Raw genomic sequence first — 23,686 nt, 5'->3', positions numbered from 1 at the left:
GTTATTCGTTTTCCATAGGTTCAGTATAAGGGTTTAAACGTAAGAAAGAGACAGGGCGCCCCATGAGCGCCCTGTTTGTTGTAAGGAAAAGTGATTTAGTCGGCGTCGTAGCCGAGATTTGGCGCCAGCCAGCGCTCCACTTCAGACACGCTCATGCCTTTGCGCAGGGCATAATCTTCAATCTGATCCCGCTGCAGCTGCGCCACGGCAAAGTACTTGCTGTCCGGATGGCTGAAGTACCAGCCGGAAACGGACGCGCCTGGCCACATGGCGAACGACTCGGTGAGCTTCATCCCGGTATGGGTTTCCACGTCCAGCAGCTTCCAGATGGTGCCTTTTTCGGTGTGCTCCGGACAGGCCGGATAGCCCGGCGCCGGGCGAATGCCCTGGTAATTTTCGCGGATCAGATCCTCATTGCTGAGGTTTTCATTCGCCGCGTAGCCCCAGTGCACCTTACGCACGCGCTCGTGGAGGTACTCGGCGAAGGCTTCCGCCAGGCGGTCGGCAATCGCTTTCACCATGATTTTATTGTAATCATCGTGCTGAGCTTCAAACGCGTCCGCCAGCGCGTCTTCTTCGAGACCGCCGGTTACCGCAAAAGCGCCGATATAGTCGGCTTTACCACTCAGCTTCGGCGCGACAAAATCGGCCAGGCAGTAGTTGGCAAAGCCCACTTTCTCGGTTTGCTGGCGCAGATGGCGGCTGACCGCCAGCACGTGGGTGCGGGTTTCATCGCGATAGATTTCGATGTCGTCGCCCACGCGGTTCGCCGGGAACAGGCCCACCACGCCGCGCGGGTTGAGGCTTTTCTCTGCGCTCAGCGTGTCGAGCATATCGTTGGCATCTTTAAACAGGCGCTTCGCCTCCTCGCCAACCACCTCGTCTTCCAGGATGCGCGGATATTTGCCCGCCAGCGACCAGGTCATAAAGAACGGCGTCCAGTCGATGTAGTTGCGCAGCGTCTCGATGCTGGCCGTTACGTCCTGCACGCCCAGGCGGTGCGCGACCGGCGGCGTGTAGCTGGACCAGTCGAAGGCCAGATCGTTGTCGCGCGCCGCCTGAAGCGAAACAGGCGGGGTGCGCGGCTTCTTACGGCCGTGCTGAATGCGAACGGTTTCGTACTCTTTGCGGGTGCGCGCCACAAAGTCATCGCGCTGGGTGTCGGAGAGCAGCGCGGAGACCACGCCCACCGTACGCGAGGCGTTCTGCACGTAGACCGTCGGGCCGCTGTAGTTCTGCTCGATTTTCACCGCCGTGTGCGCTTTCGAGGTGGTCGCCCCGCCAATCAATAACGGAATGGTGAAGCCCTGTCGCTCCATCTCTTTTGCCACGTTGACCATTTCGTCGAGCGACGGCGTAATCAGGCCGGAGAGGCCAATCAGGTCGGCGTTCACTTCGCGCGCGGTCTTGAGGATTTTGTCCGCCGGGACCATCACGCCGAGGTCGATAATCTCGTAGTTATTACACTGCAGCACTACGCCAACGATGTTCTTGCCGATGTCGTGCACGTCGCCCTTCACGGTGGCGATAACCATCTTGCCGTTGCTGGAGCCTTTCTCTTTGCTGGCTTCGATGTAGGGCTCCAGATAGGCCACCGCCTGCTTCATCACGCGGGCGGATTTCACCACCTGCGGCAGGAACATTTTGCCCTCGCCGAACAGATCGCCGACCACGTTCATGCCGTCCATCAGCGGGCCTTCGATCACCTCAATCGGGCGGGCTGCCTGCTGGCGTGCCTCTTCGGTATCAAGCTCGATAAATTCGGTGATACCTTTGACCAGCGAGTATTCCAGACGCTTTTTCACGTCCCACGAACGCCACTCGGCCTGCTGAACGTTTGCCGCCTCATCCGATTTGCTGCCGCGGTATTTCTCCGCCAGGTCCAGCATACGCTCGGTGGCGTCGTCGCGGCGGTTAAGGATCACGTCCTCGACGGCATCGCGCAGCTCGGCGGGAAGGTCGTCGTAAATCGCCAGCTGGCCGGCGTTAACGATCCCCATGTCCATGCCGTTGCGGATGGCGTAGTAGAGGAACACAGCGTGGATCGCCTCACGCACCGGGTCGTTGCCGCGGAACGAGAACGACACGTTCGACACGCCGCCGGAGATCAGCGCATGCGGCAGCTCGCGCTTGATGTCTTCACATGCGCCGATAAAGTCCTGGGCGTAGTTGTTGTGCTCTTCAATCCCGGTCGCAACGGCGAAGATATTCGGGTCAAAGATAATGTCTTCCGGCGGGAAGCCCACCTCTTCGGTCAAAATCTTGTACGCGCGGCGGCAAATCTCGATTTTGCGCTCGCGGGTATCGGCCTGACCCACTTCGTCAAAGGCCATCACCACCACGGTGGCACCGTAGCGGCGGACCATCTTCGCGTGGTGGATAAAGATATCAACGCCCTCTTTCATCGAGATGGAGTTGACGATGCCTTTACCCTGGATGCACTTCAACCCTTTTTCGATGACTTCCCACTTGGAGGAGTCAATCATGATCGGCACGCGGGCAATGTCCGGCTCACCGGCAATCAGGTTGAGGAAACGCACCATCGCCGCTTCGGCGTCGAGCATCCCCTCATCCATGTTGATATCGATAATCTGCGCGCCGCTTTCCACCTGCTGGCGGGCAACGTCCAGCGCTTCGCTGTACTTCTCTTCTTTAATCAGGCGCTTGAACTTTGCGGAACCGGTGACGTTAGTACGCTCACCCACGTTCACAAACAGGCTGTCGTCGCCGATGGTCAACGGCTCCAGGCCGGACAGACGACAGGCAACCGGAAGCTCGGGCAGCTTGCGCGGCGGCAGTCCGGCCACGGCGTTGCTCATAGCCGCGATATGCTCCGGCGTGGTGCCGCAGCAGCCGCCGACGATGTTCAGGAAGCCAGACTCGGCCCACTCGCGGATTTGCGCCGCCATGGTGTCGGCATCGAGATCGTATTCACCAAACGCGTTTGGCAGACCGGCGTTCGGGTGGGCGGTGACATAGCATTCCGCGATACGGGAAAGCTCCTGCACGTACTGGCGCAGTTCATCCGGCCCCAGCGCGCAGTTCAGGCCAAAGGAGAGCGCTTCGGCGTGGCGCAGGGAGTTATAAAACGCTTCGGTTGTCTGGCCGGACAGGGTACGGCCGGAGGCGTCGGTGATGGTGCCGGAAATCATGATCGGCAGGTCAACGCCGAGCGCTTCAAACTCCTCTTTCACCGCGTAAATCGCGGCTTTGGCATTGAGGGTGTCGAATACGGTTTCAATCAGGATCAGATCGGAACCGCCTTCCACCAGCGCTTTGGTCGATTCACGATAGGCCGCAACCAGCTGATCGAAGGTGATATTACGAAACGCCGGGTCGTTGACGTCCGGTGAAATCGACGCGGTGCGGTTCGTCGGGCCAAGCACCCCGGCAACGTAGCGAGGCTTGTCCGGCGTGCGGGCCGTCCACTCGTCGGCGCAGGCGCGCGCCAGCTTCGCGGCTTCCAGGTTGATTTCCGCCGACAGGGATTCCATCTGGTAATCCGCCATGGCGATGGTTGTCGAGTTGAATGTGTTGGTTTCAACGATATCCGCACCCGCTTCGAAGTAGGCGTTGTGGATATCCTTAATGACGGACGGCTTGCTGAGCACCAGCAGGTCGTTGTTCCCTTTCAGGTCGCAGGGCCAGTCGGCAAAGCGTTCGCCGCGGAAATCATCTTCACTCAGACGATACCCCTGGATCATGGTGCCCATGCCGCCGTCCAGCACCAGAATTCGTTCATTTAACTGCGCACGCAGTTGCTCTACTTTGCTGCTCACACTTGCTCCCGACAACGCTCAACAAGGCCATAAGGCTGCGTTCCATACTGGCACAATCTCGCAGGGTGGAAAAGCCGCACAGCGGTAACATGAGACATGTTCACCATCACTCCTCCGATCAGTCAGGATAACGGTTGCAAATTCACCAAATAAAACGAAAATGATTTCCACGATACAGAAAAAGGAGATCGTCATGGTCGCGACCGTTCCCGCTAAACGCGGCAGAAAACCTGCTGCCACCACCGCCGCCGCACAACAGGGCGGACAGGTTCAATCGCTCACGCGCGGTTTGAAGCTGCTGGAGTGGATAGCCGAGTCGCACAGCAGCGTGGCCCTGACCGAGCTGGCCCAGCAGGCTGGCCTGCCGAACTCCACGACGCACCGCCTGCTGACCACCATGCAGCAGCTGGGCTTTGTCCGCCAGGTCGGCGAGCTGGGGCACTGGGCGGTGGGCGCGCATGCGTTTATCGTCGGCAGCAGCTTCCTTCAGAGCCGCAACCTGCTGGCGATTGTGCACCCGATTCTGCGCAAGCTGATGGAGGAGTCCGGCGAGACCGTAAACCTGGCGGTGCTGGACCAGAGCGACCACCAGGCGATTATCATCGACCAGGTGCAGTGCACGCAGCTGATGCGCATGTCCGCACCGATTGGCGGCAAGCTGCCGATGCACGCCTCCGGGGCGGGGAAAGCGTTTCTCTCGCAGCTGAGCGAAGAGCAGGTGACGGGACTGCTGCACCGTAAAGGGCTGCACGCCTATACCCACGCCACGCTGGTGTCGCCCGTGCATCTGAAAGAAGATCTGGCCCTGACCCGCAAGCGCGGCTATTCGTTTGATGATGAAGAACATGCCCTGGGCCTGCGCTGCCTCGCGGCCTGTATTTTTGACGAGCACCGCGAGCCGTTTGCCGCCATATCCATCTCCGGGCCGATTTCGCGGATGACCGACGACCGCGTGACCGAGCTGGGCGCGCTGGTGATTAAGGCGGCGAAAGAGGTGACGCTGGCGTACGGTGGGATTCGTTGAGATTGAGTGCGGCCTGATGCCCTCACCCCGGCCCTCTCCCGCAGGGAGAGGGAGAAAATCTGATGCCCTCACCCTGCTCGAGAGGGTGCAAACCTAATGCAAAACCTCTGCTTGCGGCGGTAAGCGTACACATCTTCGACATGCCCGTTTTTGATCCGCGTTTGCAGCCCGCGCCAGTAGCTGGCGCGGAACAGATCCTCATGCATCTCTTCGAATAGCGGCCCGATGCGCGGGTCGGCGCACAGCCAGTGGCGAAACTCCTCCGGAAAAACATCGCCCGGCGAGACGCTGTACCACGGCTCACCGGAAAGCTCGTCTTCCGGGTAGCGGGGCTGTGGTATATCGCGGAAATTCACTTCGGTCATGTAGCAAATTTCGTCGTAATCGTAGAACACCACGCGCCCGTGACGGGTGACGCCGAAGTTTTTAAACAGCATGTCGCCCGGGAAAATATTGGCGGCGGCAAGCTGGCGAATCGCGTTGCCGTATTCTTCAATGGCATCCCGCAGCGCCTGACCTTCGGACTGCTCAAGCCAGATATTCAGCGGCACCATGCGGCGTTCGATGTAGAGATGGCTAATGGCAATTTTGTCGCCAAGATCGGTGATTTTCGCAGGTGCTTCCTGCATTAACAGCGCCATGAGCGCCGGGTCGATCTGCTGTTTATCCAGCACAAAGTTTTCGAACTCCTGGGTATCCGCCATGCGCCCGACGCGGTCGTGCTCTTTAACCAGCTGATAGCAGGCGCGAACGTGCGCGGCGGTCATCTCTTTCTGCGGCGCGAATCTGTCTTTAATCACCTTAAAGACCCGGTCGAAACCCGGCAGCGTAAACACCAGCATCACCATACCGCGAATGCCGGGCGCTTCGATAAACTGCTCATCGGCCGCGGTGACATAACGCAGGTACTCCCTATAGCTTTCCGTTTTGGCGTGCTTCTGGCAGCCAATGGCCATATACAGTTCGGCGGTGGTTTTGCCCGGCAGGATCTCGCGCAGCCACTCCACCAGCGCGGCAGGCAGCGGGGCGTACACCATGAAATAGGAGCGGGCGAAGCCAAACACGATGCTGGCCTCGGCGCCGGTGGTCAGGCAAGTATCGACAAACAGTTCCCCGTCGTCGGTACGGTGAATGGGCAGCAGAAAAGGCACAATGGCGGTCGGCGTAACCAGTTTGCCCACCAGCCAGGCGGCTTTATTGCGGTAGAAAAGCTCGTTGGCAACCTGCAAATGGCTGTGGCTGAGCACCTCAGCGCCGAAGGTTTCGTTGAGATGGGCGTGGATATAGCCGATATCCCGGGTTTTACTCTCCCAGGGCAGGCGCAGCGGCAGATCCGTTAGCACGCGGTGCAGGAGCTTTTCCCATCCGCGATCGGGAAAGAAATCTTTCGCCAGCGGACGGGGAATGGTTCGAAAGCGTCGCTCGGGCTGGGAGCTGAAGATAAATAACCGCTCAGGAGATAGTGAGCGGTGGTCAAATAACCGACAATAGACGGAGTTGAAAAAGCTCTCCGCAATCTCGAAGCGCGGGTAATCGGGTAACAAATGGGTGTAGTGCTCTTTCACGCGCAGTAAAAATTCCGCGTCCGGGCTTTTACCGTCGGTAATACAGCGCAGCTGCTCCACCACCAGACCCACGTGGTGGTCATAGAGATGGATACGCTGCTTCATGGCCTGCTGAACCGCATGCCAGTCTGCATGTTCGAAGCGCTGCTGCGCGCCGGATGTCACTTCAAGAAAACGACCATACTGGGCATCGAAGCCCTGCAAAATAGTTTGGGCAATCAGCAATTCCAGGCCACGCGACATATATTCCCCCTCACCCCAACCCTCTCCCCGAGAGGGGAGAGGGGGAAAAGATTAGAACTGTGCTTCTTCCGTTGAACCCGTTAAGGCGGTGACGGAGGAGGTTCCGCCCTGGATAATCGTGGTCACATTGTCAAAGTAGCCGGTTCCCACCTCCTGCTGGTGAGACACGAAGGTGTAACCGTCTTTGCCCGCCGCAAACTCCGGCTGCTGCACCTTCTCAACGTAGTGCTTCATGCCCTCACCCTGCGCATAGGCGTGCGCCAGGTCGAACATGTTGAACCACATGCTGTGGATGCCTGCCAGGGTAATGAACTGGTATTTGTAGCCCATGTCGGACAACTGCTGCTGGAAGCTGGCGATGGTTTTGTCATCCAGCTTTTTCTGCCAGTTGAAGGACGGCGAGCAGTTGTAGGCCAGCAGTTTTCCCGGATACTTCGCGTGGATGGCGTCGGCAAAGCGTTTTGCCAGCGCCAGATCCGGCGTGGAGGTTTCACACCAGACCAGGTCCGCATAAGGCGCGTACGCCAGGCCGCGGCTGATCGCCTGTTCAATGCCGGCATGGGTGCGGTAGAAGCCTTCACTGGTACGCTCGCCGGTGATGAACTCGCTGTCGTACGGGTCACAGTCAGAGGTGATCAGGTCCGCCGCGTCCGCATCAGTACGGGCAATCACCAGCGTCGGCACGCCGAGCACGTCCGCGGCCAGACGCGCGGCAACCAGCTTCTGTACGGCTTCCTGTGTAGGAACCAGCACCTTACCGCCCATGTGTCCGCATTTTTTCACTGACGCCAGCTGGTCTTCGAAGTGAACGGCCGCTGCACCGGCCTCAATCATCGATTTCATCAGCTCGAAGGCGTTCAGCACGCCGCCGAAGCCCGCCTCCGCATCCGCGACGATCGGCAGGAAGTAGTCAGTAAAGCGCGGATCGCCAGGTTCGATACCGGCAGCCCACTGGATCTGATCCGCACGGCGGAAGGTATTGTTGATCCGATCCACCACCGACGGCACGGAGTTAGCCGGATAGAGCGACTGATCCGGGTACATGCTGGACGCCAGGTTAGCGTCCGCCGCAACCTGCCAGCCGGAGAGATAAATCGCCTCAATACCCGCCTTCGCCTGCTGCAGCGCCTGACCGCCGGTCAGCGCGCCGAGGCTGTTGATGTAGCCCTTTTTAGAGCCACCGTGCAGCAGCTTCCACATTTTCGCCGCACCGTTCTGTGCCAGCGTGCATTCCGGATTGACCGAGCCGCGTAATTTCACCACTTCCTCCGCGCTGTAAGGACGGCGGATGCCTTCCCAGCGAGGCTGTGTCCACTCTTTCTTCAACTCTTCGATTTGTTGGGTACGGGTTTTCATGTGCAGATGCTCCATATTGTTATGTGGTGAGTTACGCCAGGAAGCGGTAGCCCGGCAGGGTCAGGAAGTCGATTAAGTCATCTGATGTGGTGATTTGCTCCATCAGGCGCGCGGCGTCGTCAAAACGTCCGCTGCTGAAGCGGTGCTCGCCCAGCTCGTCCTGGATCACCCGCATCTCTTCGGCCAGCATCTGGCGGAACAGGGTCTTGGTCACCGGTTTGCCGTTGCTGAGCGTTTTTTGATGGTGGATCCACTGCCAGATGGAGGTACGTGAAATCTCCGCCGTCGCGGCATCTTCCATCAGGCCGTAGATAGGTACGCAGCCGTTGCCGGAGATCCACGCTTCGATGTACTGGACCGCGACGCGGATATTGGCACGCATGCCCTCTTCCGTACGCTCGCCCGCGCACGGTGCCAGCAGCTGTTCTTCAGCCGTTGGGGCATCGTCTTCACGCGTGACAAACAGCTGGTTTTTGTTGTCGCCGAGAACGCGGTTAAAGACCTCCATCGCCGTATCGGCCAGGCCGGGATGGGCAATCCACGTGCCGTCGTGACCGTTACGGGCTTCAAGCTCTTTATCAGCCTTCACCTTGTTGAGCACCTGATTGTTCCGCTCTGCGTCTTTGCTCGGGATAAATGCCGCCATGCCGCCCATCGCAAAGGCGCCGCGCTTGTGGCAGGTTTTGATCAGCAGGCGCGAGTAGGCGCTCAGGAACGGTTTATCCATGGTCACGACCTGGCGATCCGGCAGTACGCGGTCGGGATAGTTTTTCAGGGTTTTGATGTAGCTGAAAATATAGTCCCAGCGCCCGCAGTTCAGGCCGACGATGTGATCGCGCAGGGCGTGCAGAATTTCATTCATCTGGAACACGGCAGGCAGCGTTTCAATCAGCAGCGTGGCTTTGATGGTGCCGCGCGGCAGGTTGAAACGATCTTCCGCGTAGCTGAACACTTCGCTCCACCAGGCCGCTTCCTGCCAGGCCTGCGTTTTTGGCAGATAGAAATAAGGGCCGCTGCCTTTTGCCAGCAGGTTCTTGTAGTTGTGGAAGAAATAGAGTGCGAAATCAAACAGGCTGCCCGGAATGGCTTCCCCACGCCAGGTGACATGTTTTTCAGGCAGGTGCAGGCCGCGTACGCGACAGATCAGCACCGCCGGGTTCGGTTTGAGCTGGTAAATTTTGCCGGCTTCGTTGGTATAGCTGATGGTGCCGTTCACGGCGTCGCGCAGGTTGATCTGCCCCTCGATGACCTTACGCCAGTCCGGCGCCAGAGAGTCTTCAAAATCGGCCATGAAGACTTTAACGTTGGCGTTCATGGCGTTGATCACCATTTTGCGCTCTACCGGACCGGTGATCTCAACGCGACGATCCTGTAAATCTTCAGGGATGCCGCGGATTTTCCACTCACCGCGACGAATGGAAGCGGTTTCCGAAATGAATCCAGGCAACTTGCCATCGTCAATTTCCTGCTGCTGATGAATGCGTGCCGCCAGCAGCTTATTACGCTGCGGCGTAAAGCGGGTCACCAGTTCAGTCAGAAATTCTACCGCTTCCGCCGTCAAAACCTGCTGTTCTTGCTCGCCATACGGCTGGGTAAAGGCCAGTTCATCGACCGTCGTTGCCTGTTGAGTCATTACTCTGCTCCTCATCAAAGATCCAAAATCACGCCCCCGATGCGAACGAAAGATCGTTGGGTAGTTTTCGCTCAGCAGAATTAAGACTATCTATATTTTTTCTAAAATCAAAAACAATTTCCATTTTAATTTAATATTGAATTTAATTGTCTGATTTTATTGAAATTAAAGTTTAACTGGAGGGTGGGCGACATTTCGGAAATAAAAAAGGCACCCGAAGGTGCCTGATTTGAATAGCTGAAACGCTTTAGGATCGTTTAGTGCAGAAGATTACTCCAGCGTTGGATTCATGTGACGCAGATCGTATGGCGTTATCTGGTAGACGTAATAGTTGAGCCAGTTAGTGAAAAGCAAATTTCCGTGGCTGCGCCAGGTTGCTCTCGGTTTGTTTTGCGGATCGTCTTTCGGGAAATAGTTGTACGGTACATCCGGATTAAGACCCGCTTCGACATCACGGAAATACTCTGATGCGAGGGTATGCGGATCGTACTCAGGATGTCCGGTCACAAAAGCAATGCGTTTATCCTTGCTGGCAAACAGGTAAGCATCTCCGTCTTCCGTTTCGGCCAGGATCTCCAGATCGGTGTAATCACGAATCAGCTGGGCCGGGAAATCGGCGTAGCGCGAATGCGGGGCCAGGAAAGAGTCATCGAAACCACGCGTCAGCAAAGCGTGCGGGTGAAGAATGTGGTGTTCGTATACGCCAGAGAGCTTTTCAGTGCGGGTTTGCTTGGGGATGCCATAAAGAATATTCAGTGCGGCTTGTACCGCCCAACAGACAAACAATGTGGAGGTAACGTGATCTTTTGCCCACTCCAGAACCTGTTTGATCTGAGGCCAGTAGGCGACATCGTTAAATTCAACCAAGCCGAGCGGCGCGCCGGTCACGATCAGTCCGTCGAAGTTTTCCCCCTGAATGTCATCGAAGTTACAGTAGAAGTTGTTCAGATGCTCAGATGGCGTGTTACGTGATTCACGGGCATCGATTCGCAGCAGCTGGATATCCACCTGCAGCGGAGAGTTCGACAGAAGACGCAGGAACTGGTTTTCTGTTTCGATCTTTTTTGGCATCAGATTGAGAATAAGCACCTTCAGCGGGCGAATTTCCTGACCTGTCGCACGCGAAGCCGTCATGACGAAGACGTTTTCTTCACGCAAGAAATTGACGGCTGGTAGCTCGTCCTGCACCCGAATCGGCATAGCTTTATATCCTCACAGCATACGTATAAACGTTTAGACATCCAGATAGCTAACGATACCCAGAAACGGGCATAATGTCGAGCCTGCAAGCGGAAGGTGAGAAAGTTTCAAGGAGGGAAAGAGGGAAAAACAAAAGCAAAAAACCCCGCACCTTACGGTACGGGGTTCTTCTAATTGATGCCTGGCAGTTCCCTACTCTCACATGGGGAGACCCCACACTACCATCGGCGCTACGGCGTTTCACTTCTGAGTTCGGCATGGGGTCAGGTGGGACCACCGCGCTAAAGCCGCCAGGCAAATTCTGTTAATCTGTATCAGGCTGAAAATCATGTCTGTCTCATCCGCCGAAACAGCTTCGGCGTTGTAAGGTTAAGCCTCACGGTTCATTAGTATCGGTTAGCTCAACGCATCGCTGCGCTTACACACCCGACCTATCAACGTCGTAGTCTTCAACGTTCCTTCAGGACCCTTAAAGGGTCAGGGAGAACTCATCTCGGGGCAAGTTTCGTGCTTAGATGCTTTCAGCACTTATCTTTTCCGCATTTAGCTACCGGGCAGTGCCATTGGCATGACAACCCGAACACCAGTGATGCGTCCACTCCGGTCCTCTCGTACTAGGAGCAGCCCCCCTCAATTCTCCAGCGCCCACGGCAGATAGGGACCGAACTGTCTCACGACGTTCTAAACCCAGCTCGCGTACCACTTTAAATGGCGAACAGCCATACCCTTGGGACCTACTTCAGCCCCAGGATGTGATGAGCCGACATCGAGGTGCCAAACACCGCCGTCGATATGAACTCTTGGGCGGTATCAGCCTGTTATCCCCGGAGTACCTTTTATCCGTTGAGCGATGGCCCTTCCATTCAGAACCACCGGATCACTATGACCTGCTTTCGCACCTGCTCGAGCCGTCACTCTCGCAGTCAAGCTAGCTTATGCCATTGCACTAACCTCCTGATGTCCGACCAGGATTAGCTAACCTTCGTGCTCCTCCGTTACTCTTTGGGAGGAGACCGCCCCAGTCAAACTACCCACCAGACACTGTCCGCAACCCGGATTACGGGTCTACGTTAGAACACCAGCCATTAAAGGGTGGTATTTCAAGGATGGCTCCACGCAGACTGGCGTCCACGCTTCAAAGCCTCCCACCTATCCTACACATCAAGGACCAGTGTTCAGTGTCAAGCTATAGTAAAGGTTCACGGGGTCTTTCCGTCTTGCCGCGGGTACACTGCATCTTCACAGCGAGTTCAATTTCACTGAGTCTCGGGTGGAGACAGCCTGGCCATCATTACGCCATTCGTGCAGGTCGGAACTTACCCGACAAGGAATTTCGCTACCTTAGGACCGTTATAGTTACGGCCGCCGTTTACCGGGGCTTCGATCAAGAGCTTCGCGTTACCGCTAACCCCATCAATTAACCTTCCGGCACCGGGCAGGCGTCACACCGTATACGTCCACTTTCGTGTTTGCACAGTGCTGTGTTTTTAATAAACAGTTGCAGCCAGCTGGTATCTTCGACTGATTTCAGCTCCACCCGCAGGGGCTTCACCTACATATCAGCGTGCCTTCTCCCGAAGTTACGGCACCATTTTGCCTAGTTCCTTCACCCGAGTTCTCTCAAGCGCCTTGGTATTCTCTACCTGACCACCTGTGTCGGTTTGGGGTACGATTTCGTGTTACCTGATGCTTAGAGGCTTTTCCTGGAAGCAGGGCATTTGTTACTTCAGCACCGTAGTGCCTCGTCATCACACCTCAGCGTTAAAAGGTACCGGATTTACCTGGAACCTCCGCCTACATGCTTAAACCGGGACAACCGTCGCCCGGCTAACATAGCCTTCTCCGTCCCCCCTTCGCAGTAACACCAAGTACAGGAATATTAACCTGTTTCCCATCGACTACGCCTTTCGGCCTCGCCTTAGGGGTCGACTCACCCTGCCCCGATTAACGTTGGACAGGAACCCTTGGTCTTCCGGCGAGCGGGCTTTTCACCCGCTTTATCGTTACTTATGTCAGCATTCGCACTTCTGATACCTCCAGCATGCCTCACAGCACACCTTCAACGGCTTACAGAACGCTCCCCTACCCAACAACGCATAAGCGTCGCTGCCGCAGCTTCGGTGCATGGTTTAGCCCCGTTACATCTTCCGCGCAGGCCGACTCGACCAGTGAGCTATTACGCTTTCTTTAAATGATGGCTGCTTCTAAGCCAACATCCTGGCTGTCTGTGCCTTCCCACATCGTTTCCCACTTAACCATGACTTTGGGACCTTAGCTGGCGGTCTGGGTTGTTTCCCTCTTCACGACGGACGTTAGCACCCGCCGTGTGTCTCCCGTGATAACATTCTTCGGTATTCGTAGTTTGCATCGGGTTGGTAAGCCGGGATGGCCCCCTAGCCGAAACAGTGCTCTACCCCCGAAGATGAGTTCACGAGGCGCTACCTAAATAGCTTTCGGGGAGAACCAGCTATCTCCCGGTTTGATTGGCCTTTCACCCCCAGCCACAAGTCATCCGCTAATTTTTCAACATTAGTCGGTTCGGTCCTCCAGTTAGTGTTACCCAACCTTCAACCTGCCCATGGCTAGATCACCGGGTTTCGGGTCTATACCCTGCAACTTAACGCCCAGTTAAGACTCGGTTTCCCTTCGGCTCCCCTATACGGTTAACCTTGCTACAGAATATAAGTCGCTGACCCATTATACAAAAGGTACGCAGTCACACCACGAAGGTGCTCCCACTGCTTGTACGTACACGGTTTCAGGTTCTTTTTCACTCCCCTCGCCGGGGTTCTTTTCGCCTTTCCCTCACGGTACTGGTTCACTATCGGTCAGTCAGGAGTATTTAGCCTTGGAGGATGGTCCCCCCATATTCAGACAGGATACCACGTGTCCCGCCCTACTCTTCGAGTTCACAACCTGTGCATTTTCGTGTACGGGACTGTCACCCTGTACCGTGCGACTTTCCAGACGCTTCCACTAACACACAAGCTGATTCAGACTCTGGGCTGCTCCCCGTTCGCTCGCCGCTACTGGGGGAATCTCGGTTGATTTCTTTTCCTCGGGGTACTTAGATGTTTCAGTTCCCCCGGTTCGCCTCGTTAACCTATGTATTCAGTTAACGATAGTGTGTCGGAACACACTGGGTTTCCCCATTCGGACATCGCCGGGTCAAAGGTTCATATCACCTCGCCGGCGCTTTTCGCAGATTAGCACGTCCTTCATCGCCTCTGACTGCCAGGGCATCCACCGTGTACGCTTAGTCGCTTAACCTCACAACCCGAAGATGTTTCACTTCTGATTGCGAAAATTTGAGAGACTCGAACACACATAACATGTGTGTCGTTTCAATTTTCAGCTTGATCCAGATTTTTAAAGAGCAAAACTTCTTAATGCACTCAAAAGTACATTCAGAAGTTCATCATTCATCAGACAATCTGTGTGAGCACTACAAAGGCAGGTTCTTTAAGGTAAGGAGGTGATCCAACCGCAGGTTCCCCTACGGTTACCTTGTTACGACTTCACCCCAGTCATGAATCACAAAGTGGTAAGCGCCCTCCCGAAGGTTAAGCTACCTACTTCTTTTGCAACCCACTCCCATGGTGTGACGGGCGGTGTGTACAAGGCCCGGGAACGTATTCACCGTAGCATTCTGATCTACGATTACTAGCGATTCCGACTTCATGGAGTCGAGTTGCAGACTCCAATCCGGACTACGACGCACTTTATGAGGTCCGCTTGCTCTCGCGAGGTCGCTTCTCTTTGTATGCGCCATTGTAGCACGTGTGTAGCCCTACTCGTAAGGGCCATGATGACTTGACGTCATCCCCACCTTCCTCCAGTTTATCACTGGCAGTCTCCTTTGAGTTCCCGGCCGAACCGCTGGCAACAAAGGATAAGGGTTGCGCTCGTTGCGGGACTTAACCCAACATTTCACAACACGAGCTGACGACAGCCATGCAGCACCTGTCTCAGAGTTCCCGAAGGCACCAATCCATCTCTGGAAAGTTCTCTGGATGTCAAGAGTAGGTAAGGTTCTTCGCGTTGCATCGAATTAAACCACATGCTCCACCGCTTGTGCGGGCCCCCGTCAATTCATTTGAGTTTTAACCTTGCGGCCGTACTCCCCAGGCGGTCGACTTAACGCGTTAGCTCCGGAAGCCACGCCTCAAGGGCACAACCTCCAAGTCGACATCGTTTACGGCGTGGACTACCAGGGTATCTAATCCTGTTTGCTCCCCACGCTTTCGCACCTGAGCGTCAGTCTTTGTCCAGGGGGCCGCCTTCGCCACCGGTATTCCTCCAGATCTCTACGCATTTCACCGCTACACCTGGAATTCTACCCCCCTCTACAAGACTCTAGCCTGCCAGTTTCGAATGCAGTTCCCAGGTTGAGCCCGGGGATTTCACATCCGACTTGACAGACCGCCTGCGTGCGCTTTACGCCCAGTAATTCCGATTAACGCTTGCACCCTCCGTATTACCGCGGCTGCTGGCACGGAGTTAGCCGGTGCTTCTTCTGCGGGTAACGTCAATTGCTGTGGTTATTAACCACAACACCTTCCTCCCCGCTGAAAGTACTTTACAACCCGAAGGCCTTCTTCATACACGCGGCATGGCTGCATCAGGCTTGCGCCCATTGTGCAATATTCCCCACTGCTGCCTCCCGTAGGAGTCTGGACCGTGTCTCAGTTCCAGTGTGGCTGGTCATCCTCTCAGACCAGCTAGGGATCGTCGCCTAGGTGAGCCGTTACCCCACCTACTAGCTAATCCCATCTGGGCACATCTGATGGCAAGAGGCCCTAAGGTCCCCCTCTTTGGTCTTGCGACGTTATGCGGTATTAGCTACCGTTTCCAGTAGTTATCCCCCTCCATCAGGCAGTTTCCCAGACATTACTCACCCGTCCGCCGCTCGTCACCCGAGAGCAAGCTCTCTGTGCTACCGCTCGACTTGCATGTGTTAGGCCTGCCGCCAGCGTTCAATCTGAGCCATGATCAAACTCTTCAATTTAAGTTTGATGCTCGTGAATTAAACTTCGTAATGAATTACGTATGTTCACTCAGAGACTTGGTATTCATTTTTCGTCTTGCGACGTTAAGAATCCATGTCACTTTGAGTGCCCACACAGATTGTCTGATAAATTGTTAAAGAGCAGTGCAACGCGGCTTTCGCTCACCGTTGCGAGGTGGCGTATATTACGCTTTCCTCTTTCAGAGTCAACCCGTTATTTCAGAATTTTTCTCTTCAACCGAACCGCTTGTTGTGTGAAGTGATTCACATCCGCCGTGTCGATGGAGGCGCATTATAGGGAGTTCTCAGCAGGCCGCAACCGCTAAATGACAGAAAAATGACTGACTGCTGCATTCCACAGCAAAACCCCGCCTTATACCTTTTTACACACAGACTTATCCACAATGATACGAAAAAGTGAAAATGTGCGAGCGTTGCGCAAACGTTTTCGTTAAAATGCTCGCGCTTAATAAGGATGCCCCGTCAGGTGTGTTAGATGAGTTTTTCGCAGGAAAATTCATCTAACGCTCTCTGTAATCGTGAAATCCAGGGGATTTACCATGCAACAACGTCGTCCAGTCCGCCGCGCTCTGCTCAGTGTTTCTGATAAAGCCGGTATCGTCGAATTCGCTCAGGCACTTTCCGCACGCGGTGTGGAGCTGCTTTCTACAGGCGGTACCGCTCGCCTGTTAGCAGATAAAGGTCTGCCGGTAACCGAAGTGTCCGATTACACCGGTTTCCCGGAAATGATGGATGGACGCGTCAAAACCCTGCATCCGAAAGTGCACGGCGGTATTCTTGGCCGTCGCGGTCAGGACGACGCCATTATGGAACAGCATGACATCGCCCCAATCGACATGGTTGTCGTTAACCTCTACCCTTTTGCCCAGACCGTTGCTCGCGAAGGCTGTTCTCTGGAAGATGCCGTAGAGAATATTGATATCGGCGGCCCAACCATGGTGCGCTCCGCGGCCAAGAACCATAAAGATGTGGCCATCGTCGTAAAGAGCAGCGATTACAACACCATTATTAATGAGATGGATGCCAACGAAGGGTCACTGACTCTGGAAACGCGTTTCGACCTCGCCATCAAAGCCTTCGAGCACACCGCGGCGTACGACAGCATGATCGCCAATTACTTCGGTAGCCTGGTGCCTGCTTACCACGGTGAAAGCAAAGATCCTTCTGGCCGCTTCCCGCGCACCCTGAACCTGAACTTCATTAAGAAGCAGGATATGCGTTACGGTGAGAACAGCCACCAGCAGGCAGCCTTCTATATAGAAGAAGAGGTAAAAGAAGCCTCTGTTGCGACCGCTCAGCAGGTTCAGGGCAAAGCGCTCTCCTATAACAACATTGCGGACACCGACGCCGCGCTGGAATGCGTGAAAGAGTTCAGCGAGCCGGCCTGCGTTATCGTTAAGCATGCGAACCCATGCGGCGTTGCCGTGAGCACCTCTATTCTGGATGCCTACGATCGCGCGTACAAAACCGACCCGACCTCCGCGTTCGGCGGCATTATCGCCTTCAACCGCGAGCTGGATGCTGAAACCGCACAGGCCATCATCTCCCGCCAGTTCGTTGAAGTGATCATCGCGCCATCCGCATCCGAAGAGGCGCTGAAAATCACCGCGGCAAAACAGAACGTGCGCGTGCTGGTTTGCGGCCAGTGGGCAGAACGCGTGCCGGGCCTGGACTTCAAGCGCGTGAACGGCGGCCTGCTGGTTCAGGACCGCGATCTGGGTATGGTGACAGAAGCCGACCTGCGCGTGGTAACCAAACGTCAACCGACCGAACAGGAACTGCGTGACGCGCTGTTCTGCTGGAAGGTCGCGAAGTTCGTCAAATCCAACGCCATCGTCTACGCCAAAGAAAACATGACTATCGGGATAGGCGCAGGCCAGATGAGCCGCGTTTACTCCGCGAAAATCGCGGGCATTAAAGCAGGCGATGAAGGTCTGGAAGTAAAAGGCTCCGCCATGGCTTCTGACGCCTTCTTCCCGTTCCGTGACGGTATCGACGCGGCGGCTGCAGTGGGCATCACCTGTGTGATCCAGCCTGGCGGCTCAATTCGCGACGACGAAGTGATTGCCGCTGCCGACGAACACGGCATTGCAATGATCTTCACCGACATGCGCCACTTCCGCCATTAATTCCGGGAGCAGAAAATGAAAGTATTAGTGATTGGTAACGGCGGACGCGAGCACGCTCTGGCGTGGAAAGCGGCGCAGTCTCCGCTGGTGAAAACAGTTTTCGTAGCACCGGGCAACGCCGGTACCGCGCTGGAACCCGCGCTGCAGAACGTGGCTATTGGCGTGACCGATATCCCGGCGCTGCTGAGCTTTGCCCAGAGCGAGAAAATCGATCTGACGATTGTGGGCCCGGAAGCGCCGCTGGTGATTGGCGTCGTCGATGCGTTCCGCGCGGCGGGTCTGACAATCTTCGGGCCTACGGAAGGCGCCGCGCAGCTGGAAGGCTCCAAAGCCTTCACCAAAGATTTCCTCGCGCGTCATAACATCCCGACGGCGGAATATCAGAACTTCACCGAAGTGGAGCCAGCCCTGGCCTACCTGCGTGAAAAAGGCGCGCCGATTGTGATCAAGGCCGACGGCCTGGCCGCCGGTAAAGGCGTGATCGTGGCGATGACGCTCGAAGAAGCGGAAGCCGCGGTTCAGGATATGCTGGCGGGTAACGCCTTTGGCGACGCGGGCCACCGCATCGTGATCGAAGAGTTCCTCGACGGTGAAGAGGCCAGCTTTATCGTGATGGTCGACGGCGAGCACGTTCTGCCGATGGCCACCAGCCAGGATCACAAGCGCGTGGGTAATGGCGATACCGGCCCGAATACTGGCGGAATGGGCGCTTACTCCCCCGCTCCGGTAGTGACTGATGAAGTCCACCAGCGCACCATGGATCGCGTCATTTGGCCAACCGTGAAAGGGATGGCGGCGGAAGGCAACACCTACACCGGTTTCCTCTATGCGGGTCTGATGATCGACAAGCAGGGTAACCCTAAGGTCATCGAATTCAACTGCCGCTTTGGCGATCCGGAAACGCAGCCCATCATGCTGCGCATGAAATCCGATCTGGTGGAACTGTGTCTGGCAGCCTGCGAAGGCAAGCTCGACGAGAAAACCTCAGAGTGGGACGAGCGTGCGTCTCTGGGCGTGGTGATTGCGGCGGGTGGTTATCCGGGCAACTACAACACCGGGTATGAAATCCACGGCCTGCCGCTGGAAGAGATTGAAGGTGCGAAGGTGTTCCATGCGGGTACGAAGCTGGCTGACGACGATCGCGTCCTCACCAACGGCGGACGCGTGCTGTGTGCAACCGCGCTGGGCCATACCGTGGCAGAAGCGCAGAAGCGCGCCTACGCGCTGATGGCGGATATTCACTGGAACGGCAGCTTTAGCCGTCAGGATATCGGTTATCGTGCAATTGCGCGCGAGCAGGGCGAGTAATTTCACACCCTCACCCTAACCCTCTCCCTCAAGGGAGAGGGAACTTAAATCAAAAACTCTTCTCTGTCGGCTGCCAGGTGCAGAAGTCTTCGTTCGCCACCAGCAGCAGCTGAGAGCCTTCCGGCGCTTCAAGCCACGCCACACTCACTTCCATTGATGAATGACGCTGACGGCGTTGAATGTGTTCTGTTGCCCAGGATTCGAGCTCAGGCTTGACCGTCTGTCCTTCGCAGGTTGTCACCGTCCCATCGGCATGCCAGCGCCCCTGGCGCAGCACAACACGTCCCAGACGAAGCGCATCGCTGGTCTGGCGGATTTGTTCGGCACGATAACGGTAGAGAGCGATTTGATCGCTGGAAAGCTGCTGTTTTTGACCGCTGACTTCGCGCTGCATAAAGCTCAGCTCGCCATGGTCGTCAAAACGCACCTTCACGTGTTCGGGGGTCTTGCTGTAGACGTTCAGTTCAATCAGCGACAGGTCATCTCCCTGCCAGCGATATTCCGCAGTCGACGTATTGCCGTTATGCCACGGGCTGAAGGCAGAAAGCAGATGCACTTCGCCGCCGGAATCTTTGCGCCAGATCCTGACCGCGCCCTGGTTGTCCGCGTAGCCGCTGGCGGTAAACGGCGGCAGGGAGGTGTCGTGGCTGCAGGCTGACAGCAGCAGCATGCCTGCCAGCGCGAGCGTTCCACGCCAGAAAGACAAAAGGGGCGTTGCCGCCCCTTCGCTAAAACTGTTCACTGCCACGCGTCTTACTTAACAGCGTCTTTCAGTGCTTTACCAGAAACAAATGCCGGCACGTTAGCTGCGGCGATTTTGATTTCTTTACCGGTCTGCGGGTTGCGGCCAGTACGCTCAGCGCGGTGGTTCACTTTGAAGGTACCGAAACCAACCAGTTGCACAGCATCGCCTTCTTTCAGAGACTCAGTAATAGCAGCCAGGGTAGATTCCAGAGCAGCTTTAGCCTGCACTTTAGACAGATCAGCCTTGTCCGCAATTACATCAATCAGTTGAGTCTTGTTCATAAGTTATCCTTTCAATGTGTTTATCGCTTGCTAAGCATCGAGTGCGACGAAAATGCCAAAAAAGCACTCTCCTGCATACACGCACCGATAGCCACTTTTTTTCGCCCCCCAAATGTAGACCAGACAAGGGGCGAAAGGGAAGAGTCGAGGAGCGACAAAACGGGCGTTATCTCAAGTTTTCTTGTCTCATTGGTTAAAAATTATACCAATATTGCTCTCGGCAGCCTCTCGTAAGTCCGCGCGCAGCCCTTTTATTAGCTCAATATCGCGTTCTTCACACTCTGCCAGCAGGCGGAAAATTTCCCACTGAATGTCCCATTCTTGCTCAACCGCCGGGTTTGCACGCAGCTCTTCGTCGGTCATCTCGCGACCTTCCTGGGTCATTTCCAGCATCGCGACGGTTGTAATCGATGCCTTACTGACTTCAATTGCATGCTCCAGCGTTTCACCGCTCAGACGGGAGTGAAGCAGTTCGCTTAACGCCACGCAGGCATCAATCGCCGGATAGACACCGTAAAGGTCAAAATCATCCGCAGCCGGAATCGCCTCTTCCAGCTTTTCCAGCTGGGAGTCGAAGTTCACCTTCGCGTCTTTCACCGTCAGCGTTTCCCAGATCAGATCCAGAATGCGGCGGTAGATATGGCCATCACCAAAGCCCGTCTCCTTACAGAACGCGGCATAGTTGGGATACATGCGCTCGCACAGGCAAGCCATAAACGTCACGTGCTGCCAGCTTTCAAGTTTCTCAAGGCGCAGGTGAATCGGGTTTTGTAGCATGATGATCTCTCGAATCGAAAATTAGGCGCAGTTTACCTGAATCATCGCTGAATTTCCTGCCAACGAACAAAAGCCGGACGCGAAGATGCCACGGCGTCTGCCCAGCGCGTCGGCTCCGGCAAGCGGTAGCCCTTCATGCAGCGCTGCACCCACGCCAGGGCGCTGTCCATGCTCACCCGGTGCCCCGTGGCGATAAAGAGCGGATTACAGCGTGCCTTGCTGCGCCAGACCCACGCCAGCTGTTCACCTTTATGGATAAGCGGCGCCAGCGCGCCCGGCTCGGCTGAAAGAGGTTCAAACGCGCCGCACAGGCGTTTCTTGGCGACGCCAATGGTCGGCACATCCACCAGCAGCCCAAAGTGGCTGGCAACGCCTAAACGGCGCGGGTGTGAAATACCGTGTCCGTCGACAAACAGCAGGTCAGGTTTTTGCGAGAGTTGCTCCCACGCTGCCAGCAGCGCGGGATATTCGCGGAAGGAGAGAAAGCCCGGAATGTACGGCATGGTGGTCGCGATACGCGCTACCTTGTACTCCACCAGCTCAAGCGAAGGATATTTCAGTACCACCATCGCCGCTCGCGTCACTTCCCCGCCCTGCTCGAATCCGACGTCTGCTCCGCCAATGTACTGCGGAGGATCTTTATCCAGACGATCCTCGCGGATCACCGATGAGGCCAGTTCGATTTGTTGAGCGCGTAGCGACGCGAGATCCATAAACACTCCTTACTTGTGATACTGGGCAGAAAGCCGATGCACCGCCTCCACAAATACGCCTGCGTGTTCTGGCGGCACATCCTGATGAATGCCGTGGCCGAGGTTAAAGACGTGGCCTTCACCCTGGCCGAAACCAGACAGTATAGTCGACACTTCTTCTTCAATGCGCGCTGGCGGCGCATAGAGCATGGACGGGTCCATATTGCCCTGCAGCGCCACTTTGTCGCCCACGCGACGGCGCGCATCGGCGATATCGGTGGTCCAGTCGAGGCCCAGCGCGTCGCAGCCGGTTGCCGCCATCGCTTCCAGCCACTGGCCGCCACCTTTGGTGAACAGCGTCACCGGCACGCGGCGGCCTTCGTTTTCACGCAGCAGGCCGTCGACGATTTTGTGCATGTAGTACAGGGAGAACTGCTGATAATCGCGCCCGGTCAGCACGCCGCCCCAGGTATCGAAAATCATCACCGACTGCGCACCCGCCTTAATCTGCGCGTTCAGGTAGAGGGTGACGCTCTTCGCCAGCTTGTCGAGCAGCGCATGCAGGGCCAGCGGCTCGGCGTACATCATCTTTTTAATCATGGTAAAGGCTTTGCTGCTGCCCCCTTCCACCATATAGGTCGCCAGCGTCCACGGGCTGCCGGAGAAGCCAATCAGCGGCACTTCACCTTTCAGCTCGCGGCGAATGGTGCGCACGGCGTTCATCACGTAGCCCAGCTCGCCTTCCGGATCGGGGATCGGCAGCTTATCCACGTCGGCTTTGCTTTTGATTGGGGAGGTGAAACGCGGGCCTTCACCGGTTTCGAAGTACAGGCCAAGGCCCATTGCATCCGGAATGGTCAGAATATCCGAGAAGAGGATCGCAGCATCCAGCGGGAAGCGGCGCAGCGGCTGGAGCGTCACTTCGCAGGCCAGCTCGGCATTTTTGCACAGCGACATAAAATCGCCCGCCTGCGCGCGCGTGGCTTTGTACTCCGGGAGATAGCGTCCCGCCTGGCGCATCATCCACACCGGGGTGACATCAACGGGCTGGCGCAGCAGCGCACGCAGATAACGATCGTTCTTCAGTTCGGTCATTTTTGCAGTTCCTTAAGCGTCATGGCCTCAGTGTAACACTACTCATACTCGGCCCGACACATCGCCACGGTATCTTCTATCAGCCGACGCGCCACGGTGCCCGGCGGAGGTAACAGCGGTAGATCGTCGTAGCGATACCAGTTTGCTTCCAGCAGCTCTTTCTGATCGATAACGATCTCGCCGCTGTCGTATTCGGCCATAAATGCCGTCATCAGAGACTGCGGGAACGGCCACGGCTGGGAGGTAACGTAGCGCAGGTTCTTCACTTTGATCCCGCTCTCCTCCATCACCTCGCGCGCTACCGCCTGCTCCAGCGTTTCGCCCACCTCGACGAAGCCGGCCAGCACGGTGTGAATGCCGTTGCGATGGCGGGTATGCTGCGCCAGCAGGATGGAATCCTCCCGGCGGATAGCGACGATAATGCACGGCGCTATCTGCGGATAGTAGCGTTCGCGGCAGTGGCTGCAGAGCATCGCCCACTCGGTTTTGCTCGGACGCATGGTATGACCGCAGTAGCCGCAGTATTTATGCGAGCGGTAAAACTCAGAAAGCTGCACGCCGCGCCCCGCCAGCTGGAACAGCCCCACGTCCAGATCCAGCACCTGGCGCACCGATCCCATATCCTGGCGGCGGGGCTGTTGGATCAACCACACCGGCTCACCCTGCCACTCGCCGATCTTCAGCGCAGGCTGGCCGACGAGATCGAACGCCTCAGCTGCACCGTAGGGGATTTCCCCGGCAGGAAGCCATAATTTTTGTTCGTGACTGACGATCCACCAACCAAGATCTGATTTTTCAATAATACGATCCATATCTATTGCACTACCTTC

The 23,686-nt window shown here is 56.3% G+C and carries 14 protein-coding genes and 3 rRNA genes; 3 read left to right on the top strand and 14 right to left on the bottom strand.

The window, feature by feature from the left end; genetic code table 11:
* Positions 1–95: 95 nt before the first annotated feature.
* Positions 96–3,779 (bottom strand): methionine synthase, encoded by a 3,684-nt coding sequence (gene metH / locus FOY96_RS01120; protein ID WP_143346387.1) that lies wholly within the window; start codon positions 3,777–3,779, stop codon positions 96–98.
* A gap of 193 nt (positions 3,780–3,972) precedes the next feature.
* Here metH and iclR point away from each other — a divergent pair, with 193 nt between their 5' ends.
* Positions 3,973–4,803, top strand: coding sequence for a glyoxylate bypass operon transcriptional repressor IclR (gene iclR / locus FOY96_RS01115; protein ID WP_045888359.1), 831 nt, complete (start codon positions 3,973–3,975; stop codon positions 4,801–4,803).
* A 68-nt stretch (positions 4,804–4,871) separates the two neighbouring features.
* Here the strand turns inward: iclR and aceK are convergent, their stop codons facing one another.
* The 7 genes from aceK to FOY96_RS01080 all read right to left on the bottom strand — a co-directional run bounded on the left by aceK (position 4,872) and on the right by FOY96_RS01080 (position 15,808).
* The gene (gene aceK, locus FOY96_RS01110) at positions 4,872–6,611 is read right to left on the bottom strand and encodes a bifunctional isocitrate dehydrogenase kinase/phosphatase (RefSeq protein ID WP_143346386.1); all 1,740 of its coding nucleotides are present in this window, start codon (positions 6,609–6,611) and stop codon (positions 4,872–4,874) included.
* Positions 6,612–6,662: 51 nt separating this feature from the next.
* A complete protein-coding gene (aceA, locus tag FOY96_RS01105; RefSeq protein ID WP_023309986.1) occupies positions 6,663–7,967 on the bottom strand; it encodes an isocitrate lyase in 1,305 nt (434 codons plus the stop codon).
* A 31-nt stretch (positions 7,968–7,998) separates the two neighbouring features.
* Positions 7,999–9,600 (bottom strand): malate synthase A, encoded by a 1,602-nt coding sequence (aceB, locus tag FOY96_RS01100; protein WP_039264171.1) that lies wholly within the window; start codon positions 9,598–9,600, stop codon positions 7,999–8,001.
* Between the two features lie 270 nt (positions 9,601–9,870).
* Complete coding sequence (metA, locus tag FOY96_RS01095; protein WP_024906663.1) at positions 9,871–10,800, bottom strand: homoserine O-acetyltransferase MetA; 930 nt, start codon at positions 10,798–10,800, stop codon at positions 9,871–9,873.
* A 179-nt stretch (positions 10,801–10,979) separates the two neighbouring features.
* Positions 10,980–11,095: ribosomal RNA gene (rrf, locus tag FOY96_RS01090) — 5S ribosomal RNA — on the bottom strand.
* A 70-nt stretch (positions 11,096–11,165) separates the two neighbouring features.
* Positions 11,166–14,070: ribosomal RNA gene (locus FOY96_RS01085) — 23S ribosomal RNA — on the bottom strand.
* A gap of 198 nt (positions 14,071–14,268) precedes the next feature.
* Positions 14,269–15,808, bottom strand: a 16S ribosomal RNA gene (locus FOY96_RS01080).
* The 16S, 23S and 5S rRNA genes sit together here, the layout of an rRNA operon.
* Positions 15,809–16,368: 560 nt before the next feature.
* Between FOY96_RS01080 and purH the strand changes: the two genes are divergently transcribed.
* Together purH and purD are read left to right on the top strand one after the other, a co-directional pair.
* A complete protein-coding gene (gene purH / locus FOY96_RS01075; protein WP_033146979.1) occupies positions 16,369–17,958 on the top strand; it encodes a bifunctional phosphoribosylaminoimidazolecarboxamide formyltransferase/IMP cyclohydrolase in 1,590 nt (529 codons plus the stop codon).
* A 15-nt stretch (positions 17,959–17,973) separates the two neighbouring features.
* Positions 17,974–19,266: a phosphoribosylamine--glycine ligase gene (gene purD, locus FOY96_RS01070; protein ID WP_143346385.1), complete on the top strand. Its 1,293-nt coding sequence runs from the start codon at positions 17,974–17,976 to the stop codon at positions 19,264–19,266.
* Between the two features lie 49 nt (positions 19,267–19,315).
* Here purD and FOY96_RS01065 read toward each other — a convergent pair whose 3' ends face one another.
* The 6 genes from FOY96_RS01065 to nudC form a co-directional block, all read right to left on the bottom strand.
* Positions 19,316–20,008, bottom strand: a complete 693-nt coding sequence (locus FOY96_RS01065; protein ID WP_033146981.1) for a DUF1481 domain-containing protein — start codon at positions 20,006–20,008, stop codon at positions 19,316–19,318.
* 11 nt (positions 20,009–20,019) lie between these two features.
* Complete coding sequence (gene hupA / locus FOY96_RS01060) at positions 20,020–20,292, bottom strand: nucleoid-associated protein HU-alpha (protein WP_002445246.1); 273 nt, start codon at positions 20,290–20,292, stop codon at positions 20,020–20,022.
* Between the two features lie 186 nt (positions 20,293–20,478).
* Positions 20,479–21,069: a YjaG family protein gene (locus tag FOY96_RS01055; protein ID WP_033146983.1), complete on the bottom strand. Its 591-nt coding sequence runs from the start codon at positions 21,067–21,069 to the stop codon at positions 20,479–20,481.
* Between the two features lie 41 nt (positions 21,070–21,110).
* Entirely contained in the window at positions 21,111–21,782 is a 672-nt protein-coding gene (gene nfi, locus FOY96_RS01050; RefSeq protein WP_023309979.1) for a deoxyribonuclease V, read from the bottom strand.
* A gap of 9 nt (positions 21,783–21,791) precedes the next feature.
* Entirely contained in the window at positions 21,792–22,856 is a 1,065-nt protein-coding gene (gene hemE / locus FOY96_RS01045) for a uroporphyrinogen decarboxylase (protein ID WP_029742041.1), read from the bottom strand.
* A gap of 38 nt (positions 22,857–22,894) precedes the next feature.
* A complete protein-coding gene (gene nudC, locus FOY96_RS01040) occupies positions 22,895–23,668 on the bottom strand; it encodes an NAD(+) diphosphatase (protein ID WP_094935702.1) in 774 nt (257 codons plus the stop codon).
* Positions 23,669–23,686 lie beyond the last annotated feature (18 nt).

Source organism: Enterobacter asburiae (assembly GCF_007035645.1).
Lineage (GTDB): Bacteria > Pseudomonadota > Gammaproteobacteria > Enterobacterales > Enterobacteriaceae > Enterobacter > Enterobacter asburiae_B.
Note: the sequence above shows the minus strand (reverse complement) of the source record. Positions and strands in the feature narration are given on the sequence as shown.